We start from the raw sequence: 14,394 nt of genomic DNA, 5'->3' as shown, positions 1-14,394 counted from the left end.
GATGGGGGCACTCGCCACCCTGCTGTGGCTGGCCAATGTGGTACTCGATACCGGTGGCCAGCTCGCCTTCAAGGCCGCCGCCAGCGATCCGCAGGAAGGCGAAGGACTGCAACGCTGGAAACACATGCTCAGCCGCCCCTGGCTGTGGATCGGCATCGCCTGCTACGTGCTCGAGTTCGTGGCCTGGATTGCGTTCCTGTCGCTGGTGCCGCTGTCCAAGGGCGTGCTGCTGGGCTCGATCAACATCGTTGCGTTGATGATCGCCGGTCGTTTCCTGTTCCGCGAGAAGCTCACGCCGCTGCGGGTGACCGGCATGCTGCTGGTCACCGCGGGCGTGGCGGTGGTGGGGGCCGGCTCATGAGGCGCCTGTATGTGATCGGTTTCCCGCTGCTGATGGCCTTCGACACGCTGGCCCAGCTGTGCTTCAAGTACGCCGGTGACGCCGCGCTGCCGGTCGAGGCCAACACCGCCTGGCTGCTGCGCGTGCTGTCGCAGCCGTGGGTGTATGGCGCCATCCTCGGCTACGTGGGTGCGTTCTTCACCTGGATGAGCCTGCTGCGCCATGCGCCGATCGGCCCGGCGTTCGCGGCCTCGCACCTGGAAGTGATCAGCGTGCTGCTGCTGTCGGCGTGGCTGTTGAACGAGCCACTGACCCTGCACCATCTGCTCGGTGCGGTACTGATCGTGGCCGGCATCGTCTGCCTCGGCCGCGCTGAAGCGGACGACCCGCACAGTCCCGCCGAAAGCGCGTCGTGAGTGGGCTGCGATGAGCCTGTTCGCGCGCGAACTGCCACCTACCGCTGGCCTGCCGATTCAGGCCAGCGATTTCCTGCCCGGTGGTGGCGACCTGCGCGAAGTCCTGGCCAGCCAGCTCGGCACACCGCCACTGCAGCTGACCTGTTCCGGCACGCACGCACTGCTGATCGCGCTGCGTACGCTGCGCAAGCGCGCGCCAAGGCGCGACACCGTGATCATGCCGGCCTATACCTGCCCGCTGGTGCCGATCGCGGTGCACAGCCTGGGCCTGCGCGTGCAACTGTGCGATACCCGTCGTGGTCACTTCGACTTTGATCCCGGCCAGCTCAGGCGTCTGGCCGATGCGCGCACGCTGGCGATCCTGCCGACCCACCTGGGCGGGCGCATCGCCGATGTCGAACTGGCCTGCGAAGTCGCCCGCAACGCCGGCGCCTGGGTGATCGAGGACGCCGCACAGGCACTCGGCGCACGGGTCGGCAACAGCAGTGTCGGCCTGCGTGGCGACATCGGATTCTTCAGCCTGGCTGCTGGCAAGGGCCTGAGCCTGCATGAAGGTGGCCTGCTGGTCAGCCGTGACGACGAACTGCGTGCTGCGCTGGCCGAACATGCCGTCCAGCACGTTCGCTCCAGCCTGCGCTGGGAGCTGCTGCGCAGCGTGCAGTTGATCGGCCTTGCTGCCTGCTATCGCCCTTCGCTGCTGTCGCTGGTGTATGGCAATCCATTGCGCAGTGCGCTTCAACGCGACGATCTGGAAGAAGCGGTCGGCGACATTTTCCCGCTTGATATACCGCAGCACCGGGTCAGCCACTGGCGGCAGAACATCGGCGCGCATGCCGCGCGGCGCTTGCCGGCGTTCCTGCAGGCCGGTCGCCTGCGTGCGTTGCAGCTGCGCGTGCAGCTGGCACAGCTGCCAGCCGTTGAGGTGGTCGACGGCCTCGCCGGTAGCGGTGGCACCTGGCCATTGCTGATGCTGCTCCTGCCCAGCCAGCGCGCCCGCGATGCCGTGCTGAAGGACCTGTGGCCACGTGGTCTCGGCGCCAGCCGCATGTTCATCCATGCCCTGCCCGGCTACGCGTACCTGCGTGGCATCGTGCCGCAGGACGACATGCCCAATGCACGCGACTTCGCCGCACGCATGCTGACCCTTGGCAACAGCGCCTGGCAGACCCGCGAAGAGACTGCCGAAATACTGCAGGTCCTGGCCCGCGCCTGACCCGAACGTGCACGCGCGGCCTGTCCTCCGCGCATTCATCCGTGCACCTTCCTGAACGTTTTCCCAGCCTGTCAGAAGAGCCTTTCAACAGGAAAGGAACGAGAAAGGCGGCCTGCCTACATTGAGCCTGCCCCGGCATCGGGCCGGGCGTTTCTTTCATCGACGGACCTGCCCATGCACTGGAGCATCCTGTGTGACTTCGACGGCACCATCAGCCTCGAAGATGTCATCGACTCGCTGCTGGAAAAGTACGGCCAGCCGGGCTGGCAGGAACTGGAAGACCAGTGGAAAGCGGGAAAGATCGGCTCGCGTGAATGCATGCAGGGCCAGGTGCGGCTGCTGAAGCTGGACCCGGCCACGCTCGACGCCCATCTGGACCAGGTACAGATCGATCCGGGCTTCGCCGCCTTTGTCAGCCGTGCCGAACAGCTGGGCCTGCCGCTGCGCATCGTCAGTGACGGCCTGGACTATGCGATCCACCGCATCCTGGCCAACCACGGCCTGTCGCAGCTGCCGGTGGTGGCCAACCACCTGCGCTGGTGCGAAGACCATTGGGAACTGGAGTCGCCCTACCAGGCCGAAGGCTGCCGCAGTGGCACCTGCAAGTGCACCTGCGCCGCGCAGGCGCGCGCCAACGAAGCACCGCGCGTGCTGATGATCGGTGACGGCAGCTCGGATTTCTGCGTGTCCGAAGACGCCGACTTCGTGTTCGCCAAGCGCCGCCTGATTACCCATTGCACGAATGCCGGCATCGAGCATGCCGCCATCGACACCTTCCACGATGCAGTCGCACTGTTGCCGCGCCTGCTCGATGGCAGCCTGCTGCAGCCACGTCGCATCGACGCCACCCCGCAGCCCGCCGTACCGCCCCTGCTGCTGGCCACCGCCTGAGCACTCCCTTCCAGCCACGCTCCCCCGTTGCCCCCTTTCGAACGTCCTTCACGGAACCGAACTGCATGAACATTTTTGACAAGAACGCCGACGCCGCTGCCTCCGATGCGCAGCTGCTGGCCGACGAAGCCCGCTACAGCTCCTTCGGCGACACCGTCCACTACGTCGACCCGCCGAAGATCTTCCAGCGCGGCGAAGGCAGCTACATGTTCGACGGTGCGGGCGTGCCCTACCTCGATCTGCAGATGTGGTACTCGGCCTGCAACTTCGGCTACAGCAACAAGCGCCTGAATGACGCGCTGAAGGACCAGATCGACACCCTGCCGCAGGTCGCCAGCCAATACCTGCATCCGACCCGCGTGCAGCTGGCCAAGACCATTGCCGTGGACATGCACGAAAAGTTCGGCCTCGACGGTCGCGTGCATTTCAATGTCGGTGGCGCGCAGGCCATTGAAGACTCGTTGAAGATCGTGCGCAACGCGCGCGGCGGCAAGAGCCTGATGTTCGCCTTCGAAGGCGGCTACCACGGCCGCACCCTGGGTGCCTCGTCGATCACCTCCAGCTACCGCTACCGCCGCCGCTACGGCCACTTCGGCGAGCGCGCGATGTTCATCCCGTTCCCGTACCCCTTCCGTCGCCCGAAGGGCATGACCCCGGACGAGTATTCCGACCACTGCGTGTGGCAGTTCGAGCGCCTGTTCGAAAGCGAGTACAACGGCGTGTGGGATCCCAAGGTCGGCCAGGCCGAGTACGCCGCGTTCTACGTCGAGCCGATCCAGGGCACCGGCGGCTACGTCATTCCGCCGCGCAACTTCTTCACCGGCCTCAAGCGCGTGCTGGACAAGTACGGCATCCTGATGGTGGTCGATGAGATCCAGATGGGCTTCTGGCGTACCGGCAAGCTGTGGTCGATCGAGCATTTCGGCGTGACCCCGGACGTGCTGGTGTTCGGCAAGGCGCTGACCAACGGCCTGAACCCGCTGTCGGGCCTGTGGGCACGCGAAGAGCTGATCAACCCGACCGTGTTCCCGCCGGGTTCCACCCACTCCACCTTCAACTCCAACCCGCTGGGCACCCGCCTGGGCCTGGAAGTGTTGAAGCTGGGCAAGGAAATGGACTACGAGCGCATCGTACCGGAAAAGGGCGCGTACTTCCTCGACGGCCTGCGTGGACTGCAGAAGCGCCACCCGGAAATCGGCGACGTCGACGGCCTGGGCCTGGCCCTGCGCGCCGAAATCTGCCAGGCCGACGGCTACACCCCGAACAAGGAACTGCTGGACCGCATGGTCGACATCGGCCTGGCCGGTGACCTCCTGCACGACGGCAAGCGCATGGGCCTCGTGCTCGACGTGGGTGGCTGGTACAAGAACGTGATCACCTTCGCGCCGTCGCTGGACATCAGCTACGAAGAGATCGACCTGGCGATCACCCTGCTCGACCAGGCGCTGACCAAGGCCAAGGGCTGAGGCTGGATGCGCTGCCGGTTCCCGTGCCGATGGAGATGACGTCACGCGCATCCAGCACCGCGCTGGAACCGGCCGCGCTGCTGGAGGGTTTCCTGGCCCACCCGCCGCTCGGATTCGAGGCAGGCCGCCTTCCCAGTGGCTTGCCGACCTTCCGTGCGCCGCTGGACCTGACCACCACGATGGACGACGCGCTGCGCAGCAAGCTGCTCGGTCTGCCGCTGTCGCGCCTGTGGCGGCCATGGATCACCTGGAAGACCCGTTTCGTCGGTGCCACCAGCACCGAGTACACCCCGCTGCCGGCGCACGTGGCGCCGGAGGCGCTGGCCGAGGACGTGACGCGTCACGCGATTGGCGATACCCGGCTGCTGGTGGTCAAGGACCTGGCCATCGATTCACCGCTGCTGGACGACGCGGCCAACGCGCACAGCGCGGCGTTCCTGCAGGCCTTGCTGGCGCGCGGCTTCGTTGAACTGGAAGGCATGCCGCTTGCCTGGGTGGCGATCGATTTCGATTCGCTCGATGGCTACCTCGGCCGCCTGTCGCCCTCGCGCCGCAAGAACATCCGGCGCAAGCTCCGTTCGCGTGATGACCTGCAGATCGACTGCATCGCCACCGGCGATCCGGCCCTCGCCGACCCACGGCTGCAGGCCGAGCTGTATGCGCTGTACCTGGGCGTGTATGCGCAGAGCGCGGTGCATTTCGACCAGCTCGACCTGACCTATTTCCAGTACCTGCTGGCCGACAGCCAGGGCCAGGGACGAATGTTCCTGTACCGCCACCAAGGTCAGCTGATCGGCTGGAACCTGTGCTACATCCACGCCGGAAAGCTGGTGGACAAGTACATCGGTCTGGCCTACCCGCAGTCACGCGAGCACAACCTGTACGCGGTGAGCTGGATGCACAACCTCGAGTACGCGCTGCTGCATGGCCTGAGCCACTACGTGGCCGGCTGGACCGACTCGCGGATCAAGGCCGAACTGGGCGCCCGCTTCACCTCCACCCGGCACGCGATCCACGCCCGTTCCCCGCTGCTGCGCACTGCCCTGCGCAAGCTGGCGCCGCATCTGCAGGGCGAACCTGATGGAGGCGGTTGAACGATGCCGTTGCGTTCTCCGTTGATCCTCGACCTGGACGGTGGCGTGCTGCCGCTGCCCCAGGCGCAGACCCTGGCCCTGCCGCAGTGGCACGACCCGCTGCGCTTCGCCTGCAGCACTGCCACCCTGCACCGTTTCGCCGCCGAAGTGCTGGCGCCGCTGCCCGCGCAGCTCGGCACCGTGATGCTGGGCAGTGGCGACTTCCATCATCTCAGCCTGCCGCTGTTGTGCCGCATGCGCACACAGGCGCCGTTCCAGCTGGTAGTGCTGGACAACCATCCGGACAACATGCGTTTTCCGTTCGGCATGCATTGTGGCTCGTGGGTGAATGCAGCCAGCAAGCTGCCGCAGATCTCGCACATCCATGTGCTCGGCATTACCTCCAGCGACATCGGCCTCGGCCATGCCTGGGAGAACCACTGGCGCCCGCTGCTGGGCGGTCGCTTGACGTACTGGTGCATGGACGTGGATGTCAGCTGGGGCCATCGCCTCGGCATGGGCCACGCGTTCCGCCGCTTCGAGCACCCCGAAGCGCTGGTGGCCGCGTTCGCTGCCGAACAGGCCAAGTCGCCGCAGCCGGCCTACCTGTCGATCGACAAGGACGTGTTCGCCGAGGACGTCGCGCGCAGCAACTGGGACCAGGGCCGATTCCAGCTGGAAGACGCGCTGGTGGTGATCGAAGCGCTGCGTGCCGGCGGCCTGGTCGGCAGTGACATCACCGGCGAGGTGTCGCTGGCCACCTACCAGAGCCGCTTCAAGCGCTGGCTGTCGTCGCTGGATGGCCAGCCGGACATCAGCGCCGATGATCTTCCCGCCTGGCAGGCGCGTCACCAGCAGGTGAACCGCGAACTGCTGGCGGCAATCGCCGCCGTACCGACGGCCTGCTGACCGCGCCGGTAATGCCGGCCGCGGGCCGGCGTGGCTTCGGTAGTGCCGGCCGCTGGCCGGCAATGCCAACCGAGGTTGGCATCTACCAGACCAATGCCGGCCAGCGGCCGGCACTACACTGGGCGCCTACCCCAGGAGCCCTCGCCATGCCCCAGACCGTCATCCCGCAACTGCGCATGCGCCACGCCGACACCACCCTGCCGTTCTACGTGCAGGGGCTGGGCTTCGTGGTCGACTGGGAACATCGCTTCGAACCCGGCTTCCCACTGTTTGCCCAGCTCACCCGCGACGGCCAGACGATCTTCCTTACCGAACACAGCGGCGACTGCGAGGTCGGCGGCGCGGTGTACTTCATCGTTGACGACGTCGACAGCCTGCACCGCGCCTTCGGTGCCGCCAACGTCCCAATCGAGCAGCCCCCGCATGACACCGAATGGGGCAGCCGCGAAATGCTGCTGCGCGACCCGGATGGCAACCGGCTGCGCTTCGCCACCCACACGGACTGAATGACGTCGGCTTGAGATGGATATACGGAACATATACGATTCGTATATTCATACTCGAGGGCCACCCATGGGCATCGTCAACATCGATGACACCCTGCACGACCAGCTGCGCCGTGCCTGCACCGTCTCCAGCCGTTCGATCAACGCCCAGGCCAACTTCTGGATCCGGGTCGGCATGCTGTGCGAGATGAACCCGACGCTGAGTTTCCAGGACATCGTCGCCAGCGAGCTGCGCGCGGCCGGCGTGCAGCCGCCGTTGTTGCCTCCGGGCCAGGTCTGAGCCGATGGGCATCATCAAGCGCCCCGACGAGATCGCGCTGATGGCCGAATCGGGTCGCCTGCTGGCGCAGGTGTTCGCCGCACTCGACCAGCTGCCGCTGCAGGGCCGCAGCACGATGGAGATCAACGAATTCGTCGAGCGCATGATCGTCGATGAGCTGCAGGCGCGGCCGGCCAGCAAGGGCCAGTACGGTTTCCCGTACGTGCTCAATACCTCGATCGACAACGTCATCTGCCACGGCGTGCCCAGCACCACCGACGTGCTGCGCAACGGCCAGATCGTCAACCTCGACATCACCCTGGAAAAGAACGGCTACATCGCCGACTCCAGCACCACCTACCTGGTCGGTGAGGTCGACTACGCCGCGCGCCGGCTGGTGCAGACCGCCTACCAGGCGATGTGGAAAGGCATCGCCGCGGTGCGCCCCGGCGCACGCCTGGGCGATATCGGCCACGCCATCGCCCGCCACGCACGCAGCCACGGCTACAGCGTGGTGAAGGAGTACTGCGGCCACGGCATCGGCCAGGAGATGCATGAGGAACCGCAGATCCTGCACTACGGGCATCCCAACACCGGCGTGGTGCTGGAAGAAGGGATGGTGTTCACCATCGAGCCGATGCTCAACCAGGGCAAGCCGGCCATCCGCCAGCAGCCGGACGAATGGCCGGTCTACACCCGCGACGGCAAGCTGTCGGCGCAGTTCGAGCATACCGTCGCGGTCACCGGCAGCGGCGTGCGCGTGCTGACCCTGCGCCCGGGCGAAACACCGTTGTGCGCGGTGGATGCCGCCTAGAGCGGGCGCAACAGCAACAGCATGGCAAGGCAGAGCATGAACATCGCCACGCCTGCATCCAGCACCCGCCACGCAGACGGCCTGCGGAACACCGGCTGCAGCAGCCGCGCGCCATAGCCCAGTGCACAGAACCAGGCCACACTGGCCACGCACGCACCGGCGGCAAAGGCCCAGCGCAGATCGCCCGGATAGCGCGTCGACAGGCTGCCGAGCAACACCACCGTGTCCAGGTAGACATGCGGGTTGAGCAAGGTGAAGGCCAGGCAGGTCAGCAGTACCTGGCGCCCACTGCCGCCCTGCGCCTCGGCGGCGGCCAGCGCGCTGCCACCTCGCCACGCGCGCAGGCCCGCCTGCAGGCCATACCAGAGCAGGAAGGCCGCACCACCGAAGCGCAGCACCTGCAGCAGCAACGGCCACTGCAGCACCAGCGCGCCCATGCCGCCCACGCCGGCCAGGATCAACGCGATATCCGCGCCGGCGCAGGCCAGCACCACCCTGCCCACATGACGTTGTTGCAGGCCCTGGCGCAGCACGAAGGCATTCTGTGCGCCGATGGCGATGATCAGGCCGGCGCCCGCGAAGAGGCCGGCGACGGTAGCGGCAATCCACATCGGGACAGGCCAGGCAGCGAGGGGACGCGCAGGGTGCGGCCAACAGCCTTGTTTAGACAAACTGATTTTTCTTTATCCTGCGCAGGAAAACTGAAGAGGCACCGGCATGGACCTGGTACACCCGCAACTGGCCGCGTTTGCCGCGGTGCTGGAGGAAGGCAGCTTCGAGGCTGCGGCACGCCGCCTGTCGATCAGCCCATCAGCACTGTCGCAGCGGATCAAGGCTCTGGAAGACCGGCTCGGGCAGGTGCTGGTGGTGCGCCAGGCGCCGTGCCGCCCCACCGCCGCCGGTGAGGCGCTGCTGCGCCGGGTGCGACCGATGCAGGCGCTGGAGGCCGAGGCATTGGCCGAGCTGCTACCCGAGCGTGGCAGCAGCGACGCTGCGCGCACCCCGATCCCGCTGGCGGTCAATGATGATTCGCTCGATACGTGGTTCGTGCCGGCCATCGCCGACCTGCACCAGCGCCATGGCTACCTGTTCGACCTGCGCATGGACGACCAGGACCACACCCTGCGGTTGCTGCGCGACGGCAGCGTGCTGGGTGCGGTCACCGCCGAAAGCCAGCCGGTGAAGGGCTGCAACGTGCACCCGCTCGGCGCCATGCGCTACCAAGCGATTGCTTCGCCCGGCTTCGCCCGCCAGTACTTCAGCGATGGCATGGACGCCACAGCACTGGCACGCGCGCCGATGCTGGTGTTCAACCGCAAAGATGAACTGCAGTGGCGCTTCGTGCGTCGTCTGACCCGCGCGCGGCTGCAGCCGCCGCTACACTACCTGCCCTCCTCCACCGGTTTCGTCGAAGCCGCCGCGTGCGGACTCGGCTGGGGCCTGGCCCCGGAAACCCTGGCCGCGCCCGCTGTGCGCGCCGGCCGCGTGGTGGTACTGGAACCCCGCCGCTGGCTCGATGTGCCGTTGTACTGGCAGCATGCCGCCGTGCGCTCAAGCACGCTGCAGCACATCACCCAGGCGCTGCGTACTGCGGCCAGCGGCACCCTTCGTTGAGGAAAGACCGATGACCGCAGACCCGGGCTTCACACCATGCGCACTACCGTTTGCGCACTTCTTTACCACTGGGACGGCATGGGCGTGATCGGCCGACGTACAAGGATGCACCGCGCGAAAGTCGCGTTGACCCTGGCAGCCTGCCTGCCGCTTGCGGCGGCAGCGCAGAGCAGTGCCGATGCACCCGCACTGGACTGGGAACAGGCGCGGCAACGCCTGGAGCAGGTCTCCGATGCGCTGGCCGCTGCCGATGCAGCCGTTCGCAACAAGCAGGACCTGCAGGACGCCACCCGGCTGCTGCGCCTGCCGGAGATCACCGGCGAAGTGCGCCGCCTGCAGTTCCAGAAGACGCTCACTCTGCCGCTGGGCTCACTGGCGCCGGTGGCTGAAGCCTTCGGCATCGATTCGCCGCTGTCGTTCACCGAGCGCGACTGGCGCACCCGTCCAGTGGTCACTGCGGTGCTGCCGCTGTACACCGGCGGCGTGATTCCGGCCGCGCAGCGTGCGGCCAGTGCCGCCCACGAACAGGCCAGCGCCGAGCGCGAAGCACAACGTCAATCGCTGACCGTGCAGCTGGCCCAGGCCTACTTCGGGCAGCGCCTGGCCGAGCAGGCGGTGGACGTGCGCCGTGACGTGCGCGATGGCCTCAACCGCCACCTGTCCGATGCAGAGAAGCTGGAACGCGAGGGTTTCGCCACCCGCGCCCAGCGCCTGCAGGCCACCGTGGCCCGCGACAAGGCCGAGCGCGAATACCAGAAGACAGTGAACGACCTGGCCACGCTGAAGGCCGCACTGGCCACGCTGCTGCGCAGTGGTGGCGAGGTGCAGCCGGTTTCGCCGCTGTTCGTGCAGCGCGTGCCGCTGGAACCGGTGGCCAGCTTCGAGCGTACTGCGCAGGCGCGCCAGCCGCAGATCGCACGCCTGCGGGCCATGGTGGCGCAGGCCGAACAGGGCGTGCGCGTGCAGCAGGCCAAGCTGAAACCGCAGATCTTTGCCTTCGGCCAGTACGACTTCCGCCGCCGCGACGAAATGCTGACCGATCCGGACTGGGCGTTTGGCATCGGCCTGAAGTACACCTTCCTGTCGCCGAACTCGCGGCCGGCGCAGATCAGCGCCGCGCGCGCGCAGCAGGACCAGGCCGAAGCGGGCCTGCGCGAGGCCGAGAACCAGGTCGCGCTGGGCGTGCGCAAGGCCTGGAACGAACTGGAAACCGCGCGCCAGCAGTACGTGCTGCTCGACAGCAGCATTGCCCAGGCACAGGAAAACCTGCGCCTGCAGGAGCTGGCGTTCCGCGAGGGCCAGGCCACCTCGCTGGATGTGATCGACGCGCGGCTCGGCCTGGGCGGTGCCCGTGTAGAGCGCGCACAGGCCGCCTACCAATACGATATTGCGCTGGCACAGTTGCTGGAGGTCAGTGGACAGATGGACCGTTTTGAAGAATTCCGGCGCCGTGCGGACGAGGTGATCGACCATGAGTGATGTGCTGCACGACGATGCGACAACACCCCCGGCCAAGCGCCGCCTGGGCCCGATCCTGGTAGTGATGCTGCTGGTCGCGGTGGTGCTCGGCCTGTGGCTGGCCTGGCGCAGCCCGGCCGACCAGATCCAGGGCATGGCCGACGCGGACACCATCAACGTGGCCGCCAAGATCACCGCGCGCGTGGCGGAGTTGAAGGTGCGCGAGGGCGACCGCGTGCAGCCCGGGCAGGTGCTGTTCCTGCTCGACAGCCCCGAAGTGGCCGCCAAGGAACAGCAGGCGCACGGCGCATTGGCCGCCGCACAGGCGGTGGCCGACAAGGCCGACGAAGGCGCGCGCAGCGAAGACATCCGCGCCGCCGAAGCGAACTGGAAGCGCGCCGAAGCCGGTGCAACGCTGGCCGAAGCCACCTACCAGCGCGTGCAGAACCTGTTCAATGAAGGGGTGATGACCCGGCAGAAGCGCGATGAAGCGCATGCCCAGGCCACCAGTTCGCGCGAACTGGCCCGTGCCGCGCGCGCGCAGTACGATATGGCGCTGGTCGGCGCACGCGAGCAGGACAAGCGTGCCGCGCAGGGCCAGGTGCAGCAGGCGCAGGGCGCGGTGGCCGAAGTCAACGCCGCGCGTGTCGAAGTCGAAGGACGCGCGCCTGTGGCGGGCGAGATCAACAAGCGCATGGCCGACCCGGGCGAACTGGTGCCGGCCGGCTACCCGGTATTCACCCTGGTCGACATCGATCGCATGTGGGTGGCGATGAACCTGCGCGAATCACAGATGCAGGGCCTGAAGATCGGCAGCAAGCTGCAGGGCAACGTGCCGGCACTCGGCCTGGACGGCGAGTTCGAGGTCTACTTCATCAACCCTGCCGGCGACTATGCGACCTGGCGTACCACCCGCCAGTCGTCCGGCTACGACGTCCGCAGTTTCGAGGTGCGGGTGCGCCCGGTACGCCGCATCGAGGGCTTCCGCCCCGGCATGAGCGTGCTGTTCGCATGGCCCCAGCACTGAGCCCGGACCGCAACGGCTTCGCTGCTTCGTGGCGGCGCGAGCTGCAGTCGCTGCGCGGCAACCGTGCCGACCTGCTGCTGGTCACCGTGCTGCCCCTGCTGATGCTGGCGGTGATGGCGTGGATGTTCTCGCCGTCGGTGATGCGCGACATCCCCATTGCCGTGGTCGACCTCGACCACAGCAGTGACAGCCGACTGCTGCTGCGCATGCTCGATGCCAGCCCCGGCGTACGCATCGCCAGCCAGCCGGCGGACCTGGAGGACGCGCGTTCGCAGCTGCGCAGGCTGGATGTGTTTGCCATCGTACTGGTGCCGCGCGATGTCACCCGGCAGGTGCTGCGTGGACGCCAGGGCACGGTGTTCGCCTATTACAACGCCACCTACATGACCACCGGCCAATCTGCGTCTCGCGATATCGGCGACGCAGTCTCGGCCTGGAACGCACGCCTGCTGCGCGAACGCATCGGCCTGCAGGTCGGCCCCGGCAAGCTGCGTGCGGCACCGATCGCGGTGCAGTCGAACATCCTGTACAACCCTGCGCGCAGCTACGAGTTGTTCCTGCTGCCGCTGATCTTCCCAGCCGTGCTGTCGCTGGTACTGGCACTTGCGGTGGCCGGCAGCCTCGGCCGCGAGATCCGCGACGGCACCCTGCCCGCCTGGCTGGATCGAACGCCGTGGTCGGCGATTGCCGGCAAGGTCACGCCGTACATCCTGCTGTTTTCGCTGTATGGCGCGCTCGGCATCGGTTACCTGGCCTGGCTGCGCGGCGATGGTGTGGCCGGCAGCGTGCTCCTGCTGCTGCTCGCACAGCCACTGTTCTACCTGGCCACGGCCGCCTACGCGTTGTTCTTCGTCGGCGTCACCCGCGACATGGGTACCGCGCTGTCCGCGGTCGGCCTCAGCATCGGCACCGCACTGGCGTTCTCCAGCGCTACCTTCCCGGTGCTGGATGGCCCCCTGTTCACCCGCATCTGGCATCAGCTGCTGCCACTCAGCGCCTACATCAAGCTGCAGACCCAGCAGCAGTTCATCGGTTCGCCGCTGCAGGTTTCGGTGTGGCCGGTGGCCACATTGCTGCTGATGGCGGTGGTGGCAGGAGGCATTGGCGGCCTGCGCCTGATCGCCTTTGCGCGCACGCCGGAAGCCGCGCAGCCTGCGGGAGCCGACGCATGAGCGCACTCTGGCGCAGCCTGCGGCAGACCCTGATGGCGGTGCTCTGCGACCGCTACGCGATCGTGGTGATGGTCGGCGCGGTGATCCTGTATTCCTTCTTCTACCCGGCCGCGTACCGTCACCAGGTGGCCGGCAACCTGCCGGTGCTGGTGGTGGACGAAGACCACAGCGCGACCAGCCGCGAGCTGCTGCGCAAGCTCGATGCGCTCCGCGTTGCACGCGTGGTCGGGCAACCGGCGGACATCGACAGTGCGCGCCAGCAACTGGAAGCCGGCCACGCCGAAGGCATCGTGCTGATCCCGGCCAACCTGGAGCGCGACATCCTGCGTGGTCACCCGGCCAAGCTGGTGCTGCTCGGCAACGGCGCCTACCTGGGCCGTGCCAGCTGGGTGCTGGGCAGCGTGGCCGATGCACTGGGCGCGTTCGGGCGTGACGCCGTGGTCGGCCAGGCCGCCTTCATGGGCGCGCCACAGGCGCCGCCGGTCACCCTGGTGCAGCGCCCGCTGTACAACACCCAGGAAGGCTATGGCAGCGCCATCGTGCCCGGCGTGGCCGAGCTGATCGTGCACCAGACCCTGCTGATGGGCATCGGCGTGCTGCTCGGTGGTCGTCGTCTGGCACTCGGCCGGCGCCTGCGCTTCGACCTGCCGACCCTGGCCGGCATGGCGATGGGCTTCGGCCTGATCGGCCTGTTCGGCCTGTTCTGGTACGCCGGGTTCACCGCCTGGGTGCAGGACTATCCGCGCGGCGGGAACCCACTGGGCCAGCTGCTGGGCGGCACCCTGTTCATCGCCGCTACAGTGGTTTTCGGCCTGTTCGTCGGCAGCTTCTTCCGCACCCGCGAACGCGCCTTCCAGTACATCATCGCCACCTCGATCCCGCTGTTCTTCCTGGCCAACCTGTCGTGGCCAGCAGTGATGACGCCGCAACCGCTGGTCTGGCTGGCGCAGCTGCTGCCTACCACCTCCGGCATCAACCTGATGGTGCGGCTGAACCAGATGGACGCCAGCCTGGCCGACGTCAGCCACGAACTGATCACCCTCACCGTCCTGCTGCTGCTCTACGGCAGCCTCGCCACCTCGCGCCTCCTCGCAAAAAAAGGGACGGAGGGGATTAAGTCGTAAACGGCCGTTTTTGGGGATTGCGACTTAATTCCCTCCGTCCCCTTTTTCCTGCAACGAAGAACGCCGGCGTCGGGCCGGCGTTCGGGTACTGCGGTGTGGAAGGGGAAACGAG

The 14,394-nt window shown here is 67.2% G+C and carries 16 protein-coding genes; 15 read left to right on the top strand and 1 reads right to left on the bottom strand.

Features of this window, described 5'->3' with window-relative positions; all coding sequences use genetic code 11:
* Position 1: 1 nt before the first annotated feature.
* From AC5P5S_RS02240 to map, 10 genes are all read left to right on the top strand, one after another.
* Positions 2–361 (top strand): EamA family transporter, encoded by a 360-nt coding sequence (locus AC5P5S_RS02240; RefSeq protein WP_012479558.1) that lies wholly within the window; start codon positions 2–4, stop codon positions 359–361.
* Positions 358–756, top strand: a complete 399-nt coding sequence (locus AC5P5S_RS02235; protein ID WP_005408666.1) for a DMT family transporter — start codon at positions 358–360, stop codon at positions 754–756. The genes AC5P5S_RS02240 and AC5P5S_RS02235 overlap by 4 nt, the downstream gene beginning before the upstream one ends.
* Positions 757–766: 10 nt before the next feature.
* The gene (locus AC5P5S_RS02230; protein WP_005408665.1) at positions 767–1,969 is read left to right on the top strand and encodes a DegT/DnrJ/EryC1/StrS family aminotransferase; all 1,203 of its coding nucleotides are present in this window, start codon (positions 767–769) and stop codon (positions 1,967–1,969) included.
* 174 nt (positions 1,970–2,143) lie between these two features.
* The gene (locus AC5P5S_RS02225; protein WP_062606838.1) at positions 2,144–2,860 is read left to right on the top strand and encodes an MtnX-like HAD-IB family phosphatase; all 717 of its coding nucleotides are present in this window, start codon (positions 2,144–2,146) and stop codon (positions 2,858–2,860) included.
* A gap of 65 nt (positions 2,861–2,925) precedes the next feature.
* The gene (locus tag AC5P5S_RS02220; RefSeq protein ID WP_062606837.1) at positions 2,926–4,326 is read left to right on the top strand and encodes an aspartate aminotransferase family protein; all 1,401 of its coding nucleotides are present in this window, start codon (positions 2,926–2,928) and stop codon (positions 4,324–4,326) included.
* 29 nt (positions 4,327–4,355) lie between these two features.
* Entirely contained in the window at positions 4,356–5,420 is a 1,065-nt protein-coding gene (locus AC5P5S_RS02215) for a GNAT family N-acetyltransferase (protein ID WP_062606836.1), read from the top strand.
* A gap of 3 nt (positions 5,421–5,423) precedes the next feature.
* Positions 5,424–6,308 carry a hypothetical protein gene (locus AC5P5S_RS02210; protein ID WP_062606834.1) on the top strand — a complete coding sequence of 295 codons (885 nt, stop codon included), beginning with the start codon at positions 5,424–5,426 and terminating at the stop codon, positions 6,306–6,308.
* 146 nt (positions 6,309–6,454) lie between these two features.
* Complete coding sequence (locus AC5P5S_RS02205; RefSeq protein WP_024958234.1) at positions 6,455–6,814, top strand: bleomycin resistance protein; 360 nt, start codon at positions 6,455–6,457, stop codon at positions 6,812–6,814.
* A gap of 67 nt (positions 6,815–6,881) precedes the next feature.
* On the top strand, positions 6,882–7,094 hold the full coding sequence (locus AC5P5S_RS02200; protein ID WP_005408659.1) for a ParD-like family protein: 213 nt from the start codon (positions 6,882–6,884) through the stop codon (positions 7,092–7,094).
* Between the two features lie 10 nt (positions 7,095–7,104).
* Complete coding sequence (map, locus tag AC5P5S_RS02195) at positions 7,105–7,887, top strand: type I methionyl aminopeptidase (RefSeq protein WP_171956620.1); 783 nt, start codon at positions 7,105–7,107, stop codon at positions 7,885–7,887.
* Here the strand turns inward: map and AC5P5S_RS02190 are convergent.
* Entirely contained in the window at positions 7,884–8,498 is a 615-nt protein-coding gene (locus AC5P5S_RS02190; RefSeq protein WP_012479552.1) for a LysE/ArgO family amino acid transporter, read from the bottom strand. The two genes, map and AC5P5S_RS02190, sit on opposite strands and share 4 nt — an antisense overlap.
* Before the next feature lie 106 nt (positions 8,499–8,604).
* On the opposite strand from AC5P5S_RS02190, the gene AC5P5S_RS02185 reads away from it, so the two are divergent.
* From AC5P5S_RS02185 to AC5P5S_RS02165, 5 genes are all read left to right on the top strand, one after another.
* Complete coding sequence (locus AC5P5S_RS02185; RefSeq protein WP_012479551.1) at positions 8,605–9,501, top strand: LysR family transcriptional regulator ArgP; 897 nt, start codon at positions 8,605–8,607, stop codon at positions 9,499–9,501.
* Between the two features lie 78 nt (positions 9,502–9,579).
* On the top strand, positions 9,580–10,980 hold the full coding sequence (locus tag AC5P5S_RS02180) for a TolC family protein (protein ID WP_043035548.1): 1,401 nt from the start codon (positions 9,580–9,582) through the stop codon (positions 10,978–10,980).
* Positions 10,973–11,986, top strand: coding sequence for an HlyD family secretion protein (locus AC5P5S_RS02175; RefSeq protein ID WP_495276286.1), 1,014 nt, complete (start codon positions 10,973–10,975; stop codon positions 11,984–11,986). Before AC5P5S_RS02180 ends, AC5P5S_RS02175 begins: the two co-directional genes overlap by 8 nt.
* A complete protein-coding gene (locus AC5P5S_RS02170; protein ID WP_062606831.1) occupies positions 11,971–13,158 on the top strand; it encodes an ABC transporter permease in 1,188 nt (395 codons plus the stop codon). Before AC5P5S_RS02175 ends, AC5P5S_RS02170 begins: the two co-directional genes overlap by 16 nt.
* Positions 13,155–14,282: an ABC transporter permease gene (locus AC5P5S_RS02165; RefSeq protein WP_062606829.1), complete on the top strand. Its 1,128-nt coding sequence runs from the start codon at positions 13,155–13,157 to the stop codon at positions 14,280–14,282. Before AC5P5S_RS02170 ends, AC5P5S_RS02165 begins: the two co-directional genes overlap by 4 nt.
* The last annotated feature ends 112 nt before the right edge of the window (positions 14,283–14,394 follow it).

The organism is Stenotrophomonas sp. YJH_SMC_54, from assembly GCF_059368435.1.
Note: the sequence above shows the minus strand (reverse complement) of the source record. Positions and strands in the feature narration are given on the sequence as shown.